This window comes from Polynucleobacter duraquae, assembly GCF_000973625.1.
GTDB lineage: Bacteria > Pseudomonadota > Gammaproteobacteria > Burkholderiales > Burkholderiaceae > Polynucleobacter > Polynucleobacter duraquae.
Genome location: NZ_CP007501.1, coordinates 568589 through 584794, shown reverse-complemented (window position 1 = coordinate 584794; position 16206 = coordinate 568589). Strand labels below are relative to the sequence as shown.

Annotated in this window: 16 protein-coding genes; 5 read left to right on the top strand and 11 right to left on the bottom strand. The window is 45.5% G+C overall.

All coding sequences use genetic code 11. The annotated features are described in order from the left end of the window. Positions 1–13: 13 nt before the first annotated feature. A complete protein-coding gene (locus CL55_RS03065) occupies positions 14–748 on the bottom strand; it encodes an outer membrane lipoprotein periplasmic chaperone LolA (protein WP_237150528.1) in 735 nt (244 codons plus the stop codon). Further along, positions 708–3020, bottom strand: a complete 2313-nt coding sequence (locus CL55_RS03060) for a DNA translocase FtsK (RefSeq protein WP_046329810.1) — start codon at positions 3018–3020, stop codon at positions 708–710. The genes CL55_RS03065 and CL55_RS03060 overlap by 41 nt, the downstream gene beginning before the upstream one ends. A gap of 39 nt (positions 3021–3059) precedes the next feature. Between CL55_RS03060 and trxB the strand changes: the two genes are divergently transcribed. Continuing rightward, positions 3060–4016, top strand: coding sequence for a thioredoxin-disulfide reductase (trxB, locus tag CL55_RS03055; RefSeq protein ID WP_046329809.1), 957 nt, complete (start codon positions 3060–3062; stop codon positions 4014–4016). Positions 4017–4085: 69 nt separating this feature from the next. Here trxB and CL55_RS03050 read toward each other — a convergent pair whose 3' ends face one another. Both CL55_RS03050 and CL55_RS03045 read right to left on the bottom strand, forming a co-directional pair. Next, positions 4086–4427, bottom strand: coding sequence for a helix-turn-helix domain-containing protein (locus CL55_RS03050; RefSeq protein WP_046329808.1), 342 nt, complete (start codon positions 4425–4427; stop codon positions 4086–4088). Further along, on the bottom strand, positions 4405–4683 hold the full coding sequence (locus CL55_RS03045) for a BrnT family toxin (protein ID WP_046331116.1): 279 nt from the start codon (positions 4681–4683) through the stop codon (positions 4405–4407). Before CL55_RS03045 ends, CL55_RS03050 begins: the two co-directional genes overlap by 23 nt. A 199-nt stretch (positions 4684–4882) precedes the next feature. On the opposite strand from CL55_RS03045, the gene ppa reads away from it, so the two are divergent. The 3 genes from ppa to glnK are packed head-to-tail and all read left to right on the top strand — an operon-like array spanning position 4883 to position 7445. Continuing rightward, positions 4883–5419 carry an inorganic diphosphatase gene (gene ppa, locus CL55_RS03040; protein ID WP_046329807.1) on the top strand — a complete coding sequence of 179 codons (537 nt, stop codon included), beginning with the start codon at positions 4883–4885 and terminating at the stop codon, positions 5417–5419. Beyond that, positions 5385–7055 carry an NAD+ synthase gene (locus CL55_RS03035; protein WP_205621286.1) on the top strand — a complete coding sequence of 557 codons (1671 nt, stop codon included), beginning with the start codon at positions 5385–5387 and terminating at the stop codon, positions 7053–7055. The genes ppa and CL55_RS03035 overlap by 35 nt, the downstream gene beginning before the upstream one ends. Positions 7056–7106: 51 nt before the next feature. Continuing rightward, a complete protein-coding gene (gene glnK / locus CL55_RS03030) occupies positions 7107–7445 on the top strand; it encodes a P-II family nitrogen regulator (RefSeq protein ID WP_015420723.1) in 339 nt (112 codons plus the stop codon). Positions 7446–7475: 30 nt separating this feature from the next. Here the strand turns inward: glnK and CL55_RS10610 are convergent, their stop codons facing one another. Together CL55_RS10610 and CL55_RS03020 are read right to left on the bottom strand one after the other, a co-directional pair. Continuing rightward, the gene (locus CL55_RS10610) at positions 7476–8516 is read right to left on the bottom strand and encodes a helix-turn-helix domain-containing protein (RefSeq protein WP_046329806.1); all 1041 of its coding nucleotides are present in this window, start codon (positions 8514–8516) and stop codon (positions 7476–7478) included. A gap of 74 nt (positions 8517–8590) precedes the next feature. Next, on the bottom strand, positions 8591–9223 hold the full coding sequence (locus tag CL55_RS03020; RefSeq protein WP_046329805.1) for a response regulator transcription factor: 633 nt from the start codon (positions 9221–9223) through the stop codon (positions 8591–8593). Positions 9224–9450: 227 nt separating this feature from the next. Between CL55_RS03020 and ilvD the strand changes: the two genes are divergently transcribed. Next, a complete protein-coding gene (gene ilvD / locus CL55_RS03015) occupies positions 9451–11142 on the top strand; it encodes a dihydroxy-acid dehydratase (protein ID WP_046329804.1) in 1692 nt (563 codons plus the stop codon). 75 nt (positions 11143–11217) lie between these two features. Here the strand turns inward: ilvD and CL55_RS03010 are convergent, their stop codons facing one another. From CL55_RS03010 to CL55_RS02990, 5 genes are all read right to left on the bottom strand, one after another. Next, positions 11218–11703: a copper chaperone PCu(A)C gene (locus CL55_RS03010; protein ID WP_046329803.1), complete on the bottom strand. Its 486-nt coding sequence runs from the start codon at positions 11701–11703 to the stop codon at positions 11218–11220. 56 nt (positions 11704–11759) lie between these two features. Next, positions 11760–12236: a TlpA family protein disulfide reductase gene (locus tag CL55_RS03005; protein ID WP_046329802.1), complete on the bottom strand. Its 477-nt coding sequence runs from the start codon at positions 12234–12236 to the stop codon at positions 11760–11762. Further along, positions 12236–13399 (bottom strand): sialidase family protein, encoded by a 1164-nt coding sequence (locus tag CL55_RS03000; RefSeq protein ID WP_046329801.1) that lies wholly within the window; start codon positions 13397–13399, stop codon positions 12236–12238. The genes CL55_RS03005 and CL55_RS03000 overlap by 1 nt, the downstream gene beginning before the upstream one ends. A gap of 100 nt (positions 13400–13499) precedes the next feature. Beyond that, on the bottom strand, positions 13500–15662 hold the full coding sequence (locus tag CL55_RS02995) for a TonB-dependent receptor (protein ID WP_046329800.1): 2163 nt from the start codon (positions 15660–15662) through the stop codon (positions 13500–13502). A gap of 78 nt (positions 15663–15740) precedes the next feature. Further along, positions 15741–16115 (bottom strand): DUF2946 domain-containing protein, encoded by a 375-nt coding sequence (locus CL55_RS02990; RefSeq protein ID WP_046329799.1) that lies wholly within the window; start codon positions 16113–16115, stop codon positions 15741–15743. Positions 16116–16206: the final 91 nt, after the last annotated feature.

Here is a 16206-nt window from a genome sequence, read left to right as displayed (position 1 = left end):
ATGGGTATGTACGTTAGTTTAAGCGTAAGACTTCTGCGCCAGCAGGTGGCGCAAAGGTAAATCGATTGGCGGGTAGGCTCACATTAAGCTGAATCTTATCTAGCGTTACTAAAACAACGCTTCCAAGGCCGTCAATGAGCTCTAGAGCTTTAGGTAAGCCGTTGGCCATCCCGACAGAGATCTTGGTGTACGGTAAGTCATTGCCATTTTTTGCATTAGGATTTTTCTTGGGAGCCAGAGCAACCCATTTCATACCGAGACGATCCTCACCCTCAACTAAATCAAAGTGCTGATCTAAAGAAGTCTCCCCAAATAAGATTGCAGCAGGAGTGGTGGCCAAAGCTTGGCCAGCAGGCCTAAAAGTAGCTTGATTTAAATCCTTGTCCCACATAATGAGTTGCTTACCATCGGCAATCAGTTTTTGCTCATATGGCTTTTGGGTATCCCAAATGAATCGGCCTGGACGCTGAAACACAAAACGCCCCTGTGTTTGGCGCACGACTTTTAAACCTTTGTCTTGCGGCTCATTTGCTTTGGGTGCACGCAACTGCTGTTGCACAAACTCACCTTCAGCTGTTTTAGAGTTGCGCACGAATTGACGCAACTGCTCAGCCCCACTCTCGCTTTGTGCAAATACTATATTGGGAGATAAGGACACTGTGAGCCCTAAGGCCATTACCGAGAAAAATCTACGCAAGAGAATGGCCTTATTCAGAAGGGCGATGGAGGATTTCGCGATTACCGCCATTACCCATCTTGGAAACTAAACCGGCTTTCTCCATATCCTCGAGTAAGCGGGCTGCACGGTTATAACCAATACGCAAGTGACGTTGCACCAAAGAGATTGATGGGCGCTTATTTTCCAAGACAATAGCAACCGCCTGGTCATACAAAGGATCAGCTTCGCCACCGCCTTCACCAGTCAGAGCATCGATAGTTGATTCGTCAGCACCTTCCAGAACACCGTCAATATAGTTCGCCTCACCCTTCTCTTTGAGCCACTCCACTACGCGATGTACTTCATCATCAGAAACAAAGGCACCATGGACACGAACTGGCAAACCGGTACCTGGCGCCATATAGAGCATGTCACCCATACCCAGTAAAGCCTCAGCACCCTGTTGATCCAAAATCGTACGACTATCGATCTTACTGCTCACCTGGAATGAAATACGAGTTGGTACGTTAGCTTTGATCAGACCGGTAATCACATCTACGCTAGGACGTTGCGTTGCCAATACCAAATGAATACCTGCAGCACGCGCCTTTTGAGCGATACGGGCAATTAACTCTTCAATCTTCTTGCCAGAAACCATCATCAAGTCTGCTAACTCATCAATCACGATGACAATCACAGGCGCCTTATAAATTGGCTCCGGATCCTCTGGGGTCAAGCTAAATGGATTAGTAAGCTTCTCACCCTTCTCTTCGGCCTCTAAAATCTTTTTATTAAAACCAGCAAGGTTACGCACCCCAAACTTACTCATCAGCTTGTAACGACGCTCCATCTCATTCACAGCCCAATTGAGCGCGTTATATGCTTGCTTCATGTCGGTGACTACTGGACACAGGAGATGCGGAATCTTGTCGTACATTGCCATCTCGAGCATCTTCGGATCAATCATGATCAGACGCACTTCATCAGGCTTCGCCTTGAAGAGAATAGACAGAATCATTGCATTGATACCAACGGACTTACCGGCACCAGTAGTACCGGCAACTAAGCAATGTGGCATCTTCGCCAAATCAGCAACGATTGGGCTACCGGAAATATCTTTACCTAAGGATAAAGTCAAGTTGGAGTGACTATCGTTATAAACCTGTGAGCTCAAAATCTCGGACAGGTAAACGGATTGACGAGTTGGGTTTGGTAACTCCAAAGCCATACAAGTTTTGCCTGGAATGGTTTCCACTACACGCATGCTCACCACGCCTAGCGAGCGCGCTAAGTCACGTGAAAGATTGACAATCTGACTACCCTTTACACCGACAGCAGGATCAATTTCATAACGAGTTACTACTGGGCCTGGGTAGGCAGCGATGACTTTTACTTCTACATTGAACTCAGCCAACTTGCGTTCAATTAAGCGAGAAGTAAATTCCAATACATCAGCTGAAATGGTTTCTTTCACTTCTGGAACGGGATCAAGTAGAGCCAAGGGCGGCAATTCTGAATCCGGAATATCCACAAACAGCGGCTGCTGTTTTTCACGCTCCACGCGGGCGCTCTTTGGAATTTCTACTGGGGCACGAACAATCTGCACTGGCTTACCAATCTCCACCCGCCCACGAAACTCTTCAACGAACTCTTCGCGCTCTTCGGCGGCCGCTTCACCTAATTTACGATCTTCTTCGCTATCGCGACGCTCACGTAAACGGTTATAAGAAAGCTCAAGGGTGCGACCCACCTTTTCGGCAACATCTAACCAGGAAAAGTGCAGAAATAAGGATAGGCCAGCACAGAAGGTAAATAGCAACACCAAGGTGGAGCCCGTAAAACCCAGAGTCATCTGTAAGGGATCGCCAATCAGCTCGCCCAAAATACCGCCAGGAGGTCTAGGAAGCTCCCAGGTCAGCGAATGCATCCGAATAGACTCGAGACCCATACTGCTCGATAAAGTCAGTCCAAAGCCTAGCCAACGCACCAATAAGGAGTCTGGCTTGGCATCCGGGTCTGGCGGAAGGGGAGTACTCCAAAGCTCACGCCAGCCAGTCAGAACTCGACGACCAAAGAGAACTACCCACCAAAAAGCAGAAATACCAAAAATATAGAGCAATAAGTCGGCCAAATAGGCCCCAAAACGCCCGCCCAGGTTCTTGGGAGCTTCAAAGCTAGCATGTGACCAAGCTGGATCCGCCTTGGAATAAGTCACCAAAATAGCCAATAAACCTAAACAAAGACCAAGGGAGATAAACCAACGGGCTTCTAAAAGAAGTCGGGGCATCCTGCCCTGCCCTTGATTCTCAGGGGGCTGGAGACCTAAAGGAGTTTTGGACTTCGGGTATGCGGTTCTTGCCATGTTCCACCGATTGTAATCAAGCAATCCTATAATTTGGATATGACTACAAATACCCCAAAACACTCCAAAGTTCTTATCCTCGGTTCAGGCCCTGCTGGCTACACTGCTGCCGTATACGCAGCTCGAGCCAATTTGAGCCCTACTCTCGTTACTGGTTTGGCACAAGGCGGCCAATTAATGACGACTACAGATGTAGAAAACTGGCCAGCTGACCCAGATGGTGTCCAAGGCCCAGAACTGATGGATCGCTTTTTAAAACATGCTGAGCGCTTTAATACCAACATCATCTTCGATCATATTCATACTGCAGCTCTGACTGAAAAACCCATCCGCTTGGTTGGCGACTCAGGAACTTATACCTGCGATGCCTTGATTATTTCGACAGGCGCCTCTGCTCAATACATTGGCCTTCCAAGTGAGGAAGCCTTTATGGGCCGTGGTGTTTCTGGATGCGCGACCTGCGATGGATTCTTTTACCGTAATCAAGATGTTTGCGTAGTTGGTGGCGGTAATACTGCTGTTGAAGAAGCGCTTTACCTTACTGGCATCGCAAAAAAGGTTACCGTGATTCATCGGCGTGATAAATTCCGCGCAGAGCCAATCCTCAATGACCGCCTCATGGCCAAAGTAGCTGAAGGCAAAGTCGAACTCAAGTTGAACGCCACACTCGACGAAGTCTTAGGCGATGAAAAAGGTGTGACTGGTGTACGCATTAAGAAAGCTGATGGCAGTACAGAAGATATCGCTGTAACTGGCGCTTTTATTGCGATTGGTCACAAACCGAATACTGAATTATTTATTGGTCAGCTTGATATGAATAATGGCTACATCAAGACACACTCTGGCTTGGAAGGTAATGCTACTACTACCAACATCCCTGGCGTATTTGCAGCAGGTGATGTGCAGGACCATATTTACCGTCAAGCCATTACTAGCGCGGGTACAGGTTGTATGGCTGCGTTAGATGCTCAGCGTTACTTGGAAACTTTGGACTAATACAAGTAATCCAAAGCATCCAATAAAAATACCTAGCAATGCTAGGTATTTTTATTCCTAAGATCAGTATTAAGCGCTAAGAGCAAGCAATGCAATCTCAGGCGCCCTATCCAAAATCTTCAATAAAGCTTTGGCGGCACCAGTGGGGCTGCGTTTCCCTTGCTCCCAGTTTCTAATAGTCTCTAATGAGACTTCGATACGTTTAGAGAACTCTTGTTGGGACAAACCAATTCTCTCTCGTACACCTTTTGCATATTGAGCAGCGTCTAACATGGCCGCTGCATCATCTTGCTGTTGATGCAATTTAATCAAACGCTCCGATGTCGCATCGAGTAATTTTTTATCGACGAATCCTTTGGGAAAGCTACTAGGATCATTTAGATCTACGCTAACTCGAATGATTTTCTTCATAACGCCTCACCTCCCTACGATTTGCCCGCCGAGCTGAAATAATCCTCATTGCTGAAGGCCTCTTTGTATAAATCACTACAAACACTTTTTCATCTATGACGCCTAATGCCCGAAATCGCTCTTCCCCATAGTCCCAACGCTGATCTTTTTCTATCAACAAATTCGGATCTATAAAAACTGACAGCACATATGTGAAATCAAAATTTCGAGAGATCTGGCATAAGTCACTTTTAGCCACATCCCATTCAAAATCCATTAAGCCCATTGTAGGCCAATGGCCTACTTCCAGTCAAGCAAGATAGAACGCATTTCGATAAGACTTACTGCATAAAGCCTTAAAATGAGGGCATAAAGCATTCATGGCTTTAATAGTAGGAAATAAATTCTGTCTTCAGCAGCATGGCTCTGCCTCTTTGCTAAGATCTAACGCACATTAATCACTAACCGGAGTATTTATGAGTTACGACAAGGTCAGCCCAGGTAAGAAAATTCCAGAATCATTCAACGTCATTATTGAGATCCCGATGAACGCGGATCCAGTGAAGTACGAAGTAGATAAAGAAACTGGCTGCCTCTTTGTAGATCGCTTCATGGGTACAGCAATGCATTACCCATGTAACTACGGTTACATTCCTAAAACGGTTGCCGGTGACGGCGATCCTGTCGACGTTCTCGTTATTACTCCATTTGCATTGGTGCCTGGCTCAGTAGTGAGTTGCCGCGCTATCGGCATGTTAGAAATGGAAGATGAAGGCGGCCAAGATGCCAAATTATTAGCCGTTCCAGAAGATAAGATTTTGCCAATCTATAAGCATTTACAAAAACCTGAAGATGTAAACGAATTACTGCTCGCTCAAATCCAACATTTCTTCGAGCACTATAAAGATCTCGAAAAAGGTAAGTGGGTAAAAGTTAAAGGTTGGACCGGTGTTGCTGGTGCCCATAAAGAAATTTTGGATGGCATCGAAGGTTACGCCAAGTCACAGAAGTAATTCAGTAGCCATTGGAGTGAGCTCGCAAAAAATCGCCCTAGCGCAAATCAACCCTCTTTTGGGTGATTTGCCTGGTAACGCGCAGCTCATCTCTCAAGCTGCCGCAGATGCTTATGCACAAGGCGCCACTCTAGTTCTTACGCCTGAGCTCTCGCTCACCGGCTACCCTCCAGAAGATTTGTTATTGCGCCCAGCCTTTATTGAGGCCGCCGATCGAGAGCTCAGTTGTTTAATGCTAGAGCTCCAAAAATTTCGAGGACTGACTGTCATCGTTGGCCACCCCAAGAAGACTACCGCTGGTTTACAAAACTATGCCTCCGTCATTCGTGATGGCAAAGTCATTTCCGGCTATGCCAAACAAGAGTTACCTAATCATGAAGTATTTGATGAGGTACGTTATTTCATACCCGGTCATGAAGCCTGCGTCTTTGAGCATGCAGGCATTCAGTACGGACTCATTCTTTGTGAGGATGCTTGGCATGAGGGCCCTGCTAAACAGGCTCATAAAGCAGGCGCCCAAGTACTGCTGGTTCTGAATGCCTCGCCTTATCACCTCCAAAAAGAATCCTTACGTATTGAGGTGCTGCGCAAACAAATCGCCTTAAACAAGATGCCGCTAGTTTATGTGAACGCGGTAGGCGGCCAAGATGAGCTAGTTTTTGATGGTGGCTCATTTGCTTTAAATAGCGCAGGCAAGGTAGTGATGGCCCTGCCGCAGTTTGAGACCGCTCTCGGTTATGTGGATGTCAACACATCCGCCGATTTAGAGCCAGGAACAATAGTTGCTCCATCCAGCGTAGAAGCTCAAGCTTACCAAGCACTTGTTCTGGGTGTGCGTGACTATGTTCAGAAAAATCGTTTCCCAGGAGTCATTATTGGTCTCTCGGGTGGAGTTGATTCTGCATTGGTATTGGCGATTGCAGTAGACGCATTGGGTGCGGATAAAGTTCGCACCGTCATGATGGCTTCACGCTATACCGCGGATATCTCTTGGATTGATGCTAGAGAAATGGCTCAGAATTTAGGTGTTCAATACGATGAGATCCCCATTAGTGATCCCGTTGATGCTTTGGAGCTTGCCTTAGCAGAACAATTTAAAGGTCTCAAGCTCGATGCCACTGAAGAAAATATTCAGGCACGGGTGCGAGGCACTCTCTTGATGGCGCTCTCCAATAAAACTGGCCGACTAGTTTTAACAACGGGCAATAAGAGTGAAATGGCTGTGGGTTATTGCACTCTATATGGAGATATGGCTGGTGGCTTTGCGGTCATTAAAGATATTGCTAAAACTTTGGTCTATCGCTTGTGCGCTTATCGCAATAGTATTGCCCCGATTATTCCAGAGCGGATTTTGACGCGCGCTCCTTCTGCAGAATTACGCCCCGGCCAAACTGATCAAGACAGCTTGCCATCATATGAAGTATTGGATGGCATCGTCGAGCGCTACATGGAGCAAAACCAATCTATCGCCCAAATGATTGCCGCTGGTTTTGATCCCGATAGCGTCGAAAAAGTCACTCGCCTCATTAAGCTTAATGAGTACAAGCGTCGCCAAGCACCTCCCGGCGTTCGAGTCACTACTCGAGCCTTTGGGCGTGACTGGCGCTATCCCATTACTTCCCAATTTAGGGCGTAACCGGGCATTGGTTTGCAGTTCTAGGTATGATTACTGTATTAAGGGGAATATATGAAGCTAATCACATCCATTATTAAGCCGTTCAAACTTGACGAAGTTCGTGAAGCCTTAGCTGAAGTAGGCGTTACGGGATTAACTGTTACCGAAGTTAAAGGCTTTGGTCGCCAAAAAGGCCATACCGAACTCTATCGTGGCGCCGAGTATGTAGTCGACTTTTTACCCAAAGTAAAAGTTGAAGTAGTCGTTGCTGATGACCGCGTAGATTCAGCAATCGAAGCGATTACTAAAGCTGCACGTACAGGCAAGATTGGTGATGGCAAGATTTTCGTTAGCCCAATCGAACAGGCTATTCGTATTCGCACTGGCGAAACTAACGACTCAGCGGTTTAAGAGCCAGCATTGATGCGCTAACTCCGAGGGTTAGCGCTGCTGGGAATCTGTCCGGTCTGCAGTGGGAGCCGTCACTTCAGCAGCTTCCAATACTAAGGTTTTGTAATTGAGATTTGTTAGGCGCACTTTAGCACCCTGAAAAAACACGTCAGCCTGAGCGAGGCCCCCAGTCAGAACTTTGAATGGGGGCTTTCCATAAAAAGATGCTCCCGCGCTAGGTTCAATCATCTTGTTTTGCATCTTCCCAGTAGCGTCACTTACACACACTACTTGCTTTGATTTCACTTGCACATAAACCATATCGGCCGCCTTGCGAGGTGCATCTGTTTTATAGCTAATAATGCCCTCTTCAGCAGGGCATGCTGCCGCAGCTTCAGCACTGGCAACGGGAGCTGGCAGTGCTGGGACAAGAGCTGCTGAAGAAGCTGGGGCTGCTGGCGCGGGCTCCGCTGGCATAGCCGCTGGAACAGGCTCTATGATTTCTTCTTTTACGACCACGATTTCCGCTGGTTTTTCTAAGACAAATAAAGGCTTCAAATTAACCAATGCAAATGCCGCTGCTGCAGCCACGCTTAACCAAAGAAACAGATTCTTTTGTGCAGTCGATTTTGGCTTTGGAGTGTCTTGATTTAGGGTGACTTCTTTTTCCTGAACTTTTTTTTCCTCTACGGGCAACTGACTCTCTTGCACCTGCTCTTGGGTTTGGACGGCATCTATTTTTTCTTCCGTCTTTTTAGAGGTCTCTTTTTTGACCTCCTCATTCTTTGGAGTATTAGTTAATTTAAACTCTGCAATTGGTAACTGCAATATGTTTGAGGTCTCAGGAGCAATTGCACTGAAATCAAATGCCTCTTCATCGCTTAACTTGAGCAACTTTGCTACTTTCTTAGCAGCAGTCGCTTTGATTTGAGCGCTATAAAAAGAGCTGGTTTCGCCGTTTTCGATTTGCTCGATTTGGCGAGTGGATAGGCAGGCCATGCCACCAAGCTCTTTGGTGCTTAAGTTCAGGCTTTCGCGAGCCTTAGTAAAAGCCTCTTTGCGAATATCTGGAGGTTTGGAATCGGTATTCACAAAAGTGTTGTAAGTGCTTTATCTATCAAAAACATGCCCCATCATAGTGCCTATAAATAACTAGGGAAATTAGCTTAAGAGCTAATTTTTTGTAAATTCTCAAGATCAGATTCTAGGTACTTAGCGACAAGTGTTTGGACTGATTCCACATTCATCTTATCCATCACCCTGGCCTTATGCACCTTGATCGTCGCATCAGTTGTCCCCAGTTTGACGGCAATATCTTTATTTAGCAATCCCTTTACCAACCAAAAACAGACCTCCCTTTCCCTAGGCGTCAGAGTTGCATAGTCTTTCTTAGTCTCCACCTCTTTAGAGATACGCTTGAGCTGGCGCCTATCAAACTCGAGCGCATCTGCCACAGCACTTAATAGATCTTCCAAATTAAAGGGTTTGAAAAGGAAGTCAACAGCGCCACGCTTTAGACTTTTAACGATTTGATGGGGGTGGCTCTGCCCGCTGACAAACACAATAGGGGTTTTACGGCCTAGATGAACCAATTTTTCCTGTAAATCAAGGCCAGTCATATCCGGCATTTGCATATCAAGCAATATGACCGCGGGCGCTACCGGTACAGAATGCTCTAAAAATGTCAACGCAGAGGAATAATCCTCCACCGTATAGCCAACATCTTTCAACATTCGACTTAAAGAAGTGCGTATCGACTCGTCGTCGTCGATTAGATAGATGTGACCAACTTTAGTCATTGAATTTAAAAGGAAAAATGGAAGAATGTCCAATTTACCGCAGGTTTTTTAGGATGGGTATTAGCTCTTAAGCTAATAAATTGACTGAATCACCAAATACAATAGAGAAATCTACTTGTTGCGATGCATGATAGAAGCATGCCCTCTCTATAAAACCCCTGCATTACCACTTTTATCACGGCACAATAGAGCTTTTCGACAAATTCTTTTCTGGAGTCAATATCAGCATGAAACGCCTCAATGAACGCTCACGCAATGTCACCGAAGGGGTTGCTCGCGCTCCTAATCGCTCAATGTATTACGCGATGGGTTACGAAGAGAAGGATTTTGTTAAGCCGATGGTTGGTGTGGCTAATGGCCATTCCACCATTACCCCTTGTAATAGTGGCTTACAGAAACTCGCTGATGCAGCAGTAAGCGCCCTTGAAGAGGCTGGTGCAAAAGCGCAAATGTTTGGCACCCCAACTGTATCCGATGGTATTGGTATGGGTACTGAGGGTATGAAATATTCTCTCGTCTCGCGTGAAGTGATTGCCGACAGTATCGAAGTTTGTGTAAATGGCTTATGGCAGGATGGCGTTCTCGTCATTGGTGGCTGCGATAAAAACATGCCAGGCGGAATGATGGCGATTGCGCGCACTAACGTACCGGCAATTTATGTTTATGGCGGAACCATTAAGCCTGGCCATTTCAAAGGCAAAGAACTCAATATTGTTTCTGCATTTGAAGCTGTTGGTGAATTTACTTCTGGTCGCCTCAGCGAAGAAGATCTCAAAGGTGTCGAGCAAAATGCTTGTCCAGGAAGCGGTTCCTGCGGAGGTATGTATACCGCCAACACTATGAGCTCCTCATTCGAGGCTTTAGGTATGAGCCTACCTTACTCTTCTACGATGGCCAACGTAGATGCTGAGAAAGTCACAAGCGCCCATGAATCGGCCATTGTCTTGGTCGAAGCTATTAAAAATAATTTACGTCCACGCGACATTATTACCAAGAAATCTATTGAGAACGCAGTGAGCATCATCATGGCAGTGGGTGGCTCTACCAATGCAGTTCTACATTTTCTGGCGATTACCAGCGCTGCTGAAATCGATTGGACGATTGATGACTTCGAGCGTATTCGTAAGCGCGTTCCCGTGATTGTGGATATGAAACCATCTGGTCAGTATTTAGCAACTGACCTTCACCAGGCTGGCGGCATTCCGCAAGTGATGAAGATCTTATTGGATGGCGGACTCTTGCATGGTGACTGCATGACCATCACTGGTAAAACGATTGCTGAAACATTAAAAGATGTTCCATCCGTACCGCGTGCTGATCAAAAAGTGATTCGTACTTTAGATACCCCACTGTACAAACAAGGTCACTTAGCAATTCTTAAGGGTAATATTTCTCCTGAAGGCTGTGTTGCAAAAATTACCGGCCTCAAGAATCCATCCATTACTGGTCCTGCTCGCGTATTTGATTCTGAAGATGACGCAATGGCTGCCATCATGGCGCAAAAGATTAAAGATGGTGACATTGTGGTCATTCGTTACGAAGGCCCCAAAGGCGGTCCTGGCATGCGTGAGATGCTAGCTCCTACCTCCGCCCTGGTTGGTCAGGGCTTAGGCGAGACAGTAGGCCTCATAACCGATGGCCGCTTCTCTGGCGGTACTTGGGGCATGGTTGTAGGTCACGTTGCCCCTGAGGCTTTTGTAGGCGGCGTGATTGCCCTCATTCATGAAGGTGACTCTGTCACGATCGATGCTCATAAGTTACTTATTCAGTTAAACGTTGACGAGGCAGAAATTGCTAAGCGCCGTGCAGCTTGGGTTCAACCAAAGCCACGCTACACCCGCGGCTTGCTTGCGAAATACGCAAGCTTGGCAAGTAGTGCTAGCAAAGGCGCAGTGACTGATTTGGATTTAAAGATCTAAATTGATTCACGCAACTAAAAAGCCCCTAAGTCAAACTAGGGGCTTTTTTATTACTCTTACCACTTGAGATTTAGCTTAGTGCTTGCTTGCTCCGCCATGACCTGCTCCAGCACCCATAGCATTCACAGGCATCTTCACTTCTACCTCACCCGCTTTAGCAAACTTGAGTTTGACTGGAACGGTCTCGCCTGCAGCCAATGGAGCCTTAATGTTCATGAACATTAAATGTAAGCCGCCTGGCTTGAGCTCAACAGCTCCACCTGCAGGCACTACTACCTCTTTAACTTGGCGCATTCTCATGACGTTACCTTCCATTGCCATTTCGTGTAACTGAACTTCACCAGCTACTGGTGAGCTTGCAGAAATCAATTGATCCACAGGCCCCTTGTTTTCGATTTTCATAAAGCCACCTGCAGCCATTTGACCTGGAACAGTAGAACGAGTGTAAGCATTTTCAATTTGCACGCTTCCCACCTTGGCATTTTGTGCATGAGTTAGGCCAACCACACCAAAACTTAATACAGCGACAGATAATGCATTTAATAATGTATTACTTTTCATTGATACATCCTCCTAGTTAATTTTCAAATTCCGATCTATATCTCAGATTAATTTCATTAATTATTCTTATTGAACCAGCTACTTAACTGAGAAAAATCCATAGGCCCCGTTTTTCTATTGGCCTGACCTTTTCTATTCACTAAAATAGTAATGGGAGTTTCTCCGCGCCATTTGGGATCAATCTCATAACGTAAACGCTCGTCAAATGGGCTGCTCACATAATAATGGGTAGCATCATCAAGCTTTGCTTTGGATAGCATCTTCTTAATCATCTCCGGGGAAACATCATCAACCTGAATAAAAATAATCTTCAAGTTTTTATTCTTCTCAACAAACCTTCCCCACTGCGGCATTTCTTTTACACAGGCTGGGCAAGTCACCCCCCAGAAGTGAATGGCTATTGGGTCATGATTCGCAGATTGGAGAATTGAGGGCCACTCACCCTGTTGATATGGCTTTAAATTAATTGGATCAGCATATGCCGCATGACAAATAGCCAGAAAAATGGAAACTGCCAGTACGATTCTCTTCATTACGGTGAGCCTATTTTGATGAATTGATAACCATCATCACGTGTTAGCCAAGACAGATAAACAACATTACCCTGGCTAATTAATAGAGGGTGATCAGAGTAGCCTGATGTTTCAAATACAGCCTGAGGTGGTGACCAAGTGCCGCCATCATCCATAGATTTTTTTAAGTGCACAGTGGAAGACTTGCCATTAAATTCTTTCCATACTAAATAGACCGTATTCTCTAAAGCCAAAATATATGGTCTAGATATATTGGCACCATCAGCACCAATCCTAGTAGGCTTCCCATAACTACGCCCCTGATTGCTTGAGTTTGCATAAAAAACACCTGAACGAGTTTCACCCTGAGTAAACCAAGCAGCATGTATTTTTCCGGACTGGGAAACAGCAATTGCAGGTCCATGATGTGGGCATGCATCCGTCTTCCACTGATCATCTGAAACCCGCCTTATTGGTTCAGCACCCTTAGAGCTAATAATCTGAGTTGCATGATCCCTGATGCCTCCGGGGAAGATTGCTCTATAAATCATGATGGGGTTAGAAGTTACGTCGAGGGCAGTCCCTATGCGACAGCACTCACAACTATTCTCGTTGGCAATACGTTCAATCTGAAAAGTTCGACCATGATCGCCAGAAAAGGAATAGGCAATCGAAGCTCCTAATTTTTTTGCACCACTCTGCTTAGCACTCGCGACTAAGCGTTTATCAATCCAGGCTGCAAAGATGGATCCATCTGGTCTAATTAATATAGAGGGAAAGCGCTGACTAGATCCATCCTCAATCAATGAGACTGGAACAGAGAAGGTGTTGCCACCATCATTAGAACGCGAAGTATTAATCTGAGCGTTCCAATTGGAATCCTTAAAAAAGGCGTAGGCCAAAAATATATTTCCGCTTGAATCAGCGACTATCTGAGGGCGTGCATCACTTCCTGCGTCTAAGGATTTACCATGTTCAGCAATTTTTACAGCTGAATTAAATGTTTTACCCAAATCATTGGATTGAGCAAATGACACTACGCCACCCGCAGTCCAAGTTAGAAATAATTTTCCATCATTGCCTAAAAAAGGAGTCGCAGCGTTTGCGCAATCTAAGCCGTTGCCTATACATACATTTTTAGGCTTTTTAGATACGCTCAGCCCTGAGTGGGATAGGTGATCCATTTGAGCCCATAAGTTACCAGATGCCCCTATGTTCAATAGAGCAAACAGAAGTACCTTACATAGAAAATCACACTGAGATGGATGGCTAATTTTCATAATTTTAAAATGTGATGCGAGCCCCGATAGTACCCGTTTGTGGCTGTCCCCGAATAATTGGACCGCCTGTACCACCAAAAGTTACATAATTTCGATTGAGTAAGTTCACCGCACTAGCAAACATGGTCACATTAGGTGAGATTTCATAGTTAGCTCTCAAGCCTACGACAAAATACGTTGGGACCTCTACTGTATGCAGGGAATCCCACCATGAAGGGCCAATATAGCGGAGGGTAGTTGTTAGGCTTGACTTGACTGTTGGGTAGTAGGTCAAACCCAGATTACCCATTTTGCCTGGCGTACCAGGTAACTGAGAATTAATTGGCTCAGTACTCAAGTTTGCCGCTGCTTGGGATGTCAGAATTGACTGAGTTAAGGTATAGCCGGCTTCCGCTGACCATTGTCTATGAAAGTCATAGCGCCCTTGAACTTCCACACCTTGTGCATGAAGTGTTTGACTATTGGATTGTTGAGTTGCACTGGTACATCCCGAGTACCCGCTTGGGCAATCAACGGTAACAGGATTGATAGCGTTATAGACATTTGCTTTATAACCAGTAAGCTGAAAAATACCTTCATTCCAACGGTAATCAAACCCTGCCTCATAGCCCTTCATTGTTTCTGGAGAAAGATTGGGATTTGCCAATGTATACCTTGAAGTACCGTAGCTACGAATCATGTTATTTAAACCCGGTGCATGAAAGCCTTGATACGCGGCAGATCTTAAATTAATATTTTTAGTCAATTCATATAGCAAACCTAAGTTAGGACTAAATTCGGTCTTGCTTTGATTTGGTGAATTGGTGGGGGTTTGAGTACCTGTCGTCGACTGTACGTAATACGTTGGCACTTGGCTCATCCATTGATCAACACGCGCAGACAGCGTCATTTGCAACGGAATAGACTGAAGTTTAGATTTGACTTGTCCGGAGGCGCCATAAAACTGCTGCTTACCCTGCGCATAAAACCCCGCCCCAGTTGCCACTCCACTAGAGTTAATAACTGCTCCATTATTAATCGCCTCAACAGTTCTAACATCTGCCCCCACTGTAAATTGATCAATCATTTGCTCTTTTAAATCTTGCACATATTGAATTGATCCACCAAGTGTGTTGTAAGGATTTTTATCAATGCGACTCACATAGGGATTGGCTGAAGCAGTTGCTGCAGTTATATTTTGCTGTATGAGGGTAGTGTTTTCATAAAATAGATTAGTGGCTAATTTTTTACCATCCCCAAACCGAGTATTCGTGCCACCTGAAAACGTTGATTCCTGAGTAGCTTTTACCCCCTGAACATAGCCTCCAGTTGGGAGGTTTTGCATTTCGTGATAACCCATTTTGAAGAAGCCATCTGTATCGGGACTGAATTTAAGGGATCCCTGTAGGCGATAGTTCGATCCATTGGCAAACTCCGGGCCCATTCCCTTAGCAACGCCAGTAGAGCCTGTCGATGTAGAGCTAACGGAAGATGATGCAATGCCACCAATATTTCTGGCTGGGTAAATCGTAGCTGCCTGCACATAGCCCGCAGTGTGAAAATAATCTGTAGAAACTCTAAGCTTCAAAACATCATTGATGGCAATATCTTTTGAGGCTGCCACATTTTGCGTGCCATAACTTCCATAGCTCGCTGATACTTCGTTGCCATTGTCCTTCATCGGCTTAGTTGTAATATTAATCACGCCACCCATTCCATAGTTTCCATATAAATTAGAAACACCGCCACGGATGAACTCCACATCTTGAATAGATGACATGGGTACTAAATTCCACTGCACAGTTCCGTACATCGCATCGTTAGCCGGCACGCCATCAATCAATACTAGGGTTCTCGCAGTTCCCAATCCGCGGACATTGATACCCTGTCCAGTAGGGTCCTTCTCATAATATGGCTGATCATTTAGAAAAACGCTGGGCGTATTTTTGAGCACTTGATCAATGGTTTGATCTGGTGATATCTCCAGCTCTTCCTTCGTCAAAACCGTAGTGTTTTGAGTCATATTTTTTAGTTGCGTACCGGATATAGTTGCACTCACCACAACATCCCCCAACTTCTGATCATAATCAGGAGGTGGTGCAATTTGAGCCTTGGCACCCGTAGACAATAGTATTGAAATAGATAGCATGCCAATACATGCACTAATTTTCTTTTGCTTGAACAACATCTTCTTCTCCACACAATATTTATGCAACTTGCCTGGGGCTTGTTGCTAATTACATAGCTTTGCTATGCCCTAAAAGATTTAGGTTTGTGTGGGAGGCGCTGCTGAAGGAGGTCTTACCCAAGCTGCGAGTGGCTTAGGTGATTGATAGAAAAGCTGTGGCAGCAAAGCAAGTGTTTGCGGAGCTTGGAAAGTGAGATTGGTATTGAAGGCTGGTGTGATGGCTGTGTGAGTAATGCAATACGGACATGGCTGAACTGACTCAGCCAACTCTGTTTGCTCAGAGCTTTGAACGCTAATTTGTGACTTTGTGCCATCTGCCGCACAAATCTCCATTGCAAAACCTTGGCCATGCTTCGCTAGCGATACCGCTTGAGAAACTGCTGGCGCAAGCGAACTCATTGCGATTGCTAAAGCGGCAATCCAGTGAATGAGGCGGTTTTTACGGAAATTCATGATGTGGCGATTTTATCGGATTTTTTGTAGGCATAGAAAAAGGGGGCTTATGCCCCCTTCTCTTTGCTCAATTTTTGCTTTTGACTAGATT

What these genes read in the sequence shown, in the direction of transcription:
- ppa (WP_046329807.1), top strand. Translation starts at nt 4,883, where the DNA reads ATGAGTTACGACAAGGTCAGCCCAGGTAAGAAAATTCCAGAATCATTC.
- glnK (WP_015420723.1), top strand. Translation starts at nt 7,107, where the DNA reads ATGAAGCTAATCACATCCATTATTAAGCCGTTCAAACTTGACGAAGTT.
- CL55_RS02995 (WP_046329800.1), bottom strand. Translation starts at nt 15,662, where the DNA reads ATGTTGTTCAAGCAAAAGAAAATTAGTGCATGTATTGGCATGCTATCT.
- ilvD (WP_046329804.1), top strand. Translation starts at nt 9,451, where the DNA reads ATGAAACGCCTCAATGAACGCTCACGCAATGTCACCGAAGGGGTTGCT.
- CL55_RS03050 (WP_046329808.1), bottom strand. Translation starts at nt 4,427, where the DNA reads ATGAAGAAAATCATTCGAGTTAGCGTAGATCTAAATGATCCTAGTAGC.
- CL55_RS03060 (WP_046329810.1), bottom strand. Translation starts at nt 3,020, where the DNA reads ATGGCAAGAACCGCATACCCGAAGTCCAAAACTCCTTTAGGTCTCCAG.
- CL55_RS03000 (WP_046329801.1), bottom strand. Translation starts at nt 13,399, where the DNA reads ATGGATCACCTATCCCACTCAGGGCTGAGCGTATCTAAAAAGCCTAAA.
- CL55_RS03010 (WP_046329803.1), bottom strand. Translation starts at nt 11,703, where the DNA reads ATGAAAAGTAATACATTATTAAATGCATTATCTGTCGCTGTATTAAGT.
- CL55_RS03005 (WP_046329802.1), bottom strand. Translation starts at nt 12,236, where the DNA reads ATGAAGAGAATCGTACTGGCAGTTTCCATTTTTCTGGCTATTTGTCAT.
- CL55_RS03045 (WP_046331116.1), bottom strand. Translation starts at nt 4,683, where the DNA reads ATGGATTTTGAATGGGATGTGGCTAAAAGTGACTTATGCCAGATCTCT.
- CL55_RS03035 (WP_205621286.1), top strand. Translation starts at nt 5,385, where the DNA reads ATGGCATCGAAGGTTACGCCAAGTCACAGAAGTAATTCAGTAGCCATT.
- CL55_RS03020 (WP_046329805.1), bottom strand. Translation starts at nt 9,223, where the DNA reads ATGACTAAAGTTGGTCACATCTATCTAATCGACGACGACGAGTCGATA.
- CL55_RS02990 (WP_046329799.1), bottom strand. Translation starts at nt 16,115, where the DNA reads ATGAATTTCCGTAAAAACCGCCTCATTCACTGGATTGCCGCTTTAGCA.
- trxB (WP_046329809.1), top strand. Translation starts at nt 3,060, where the DNA reads ATGACTACAAATACCCCAAAACACTCCAAAGTTCTTATCCTCGGTTCA.
- CL55_RS03065 (WP_237150528.1), bottom strand. Translation starts at nt 748, where the DNA reads ATGGCGGTAATCGCGAAATCCTCCATCGCCCTTCTGAATAAGGCCATT.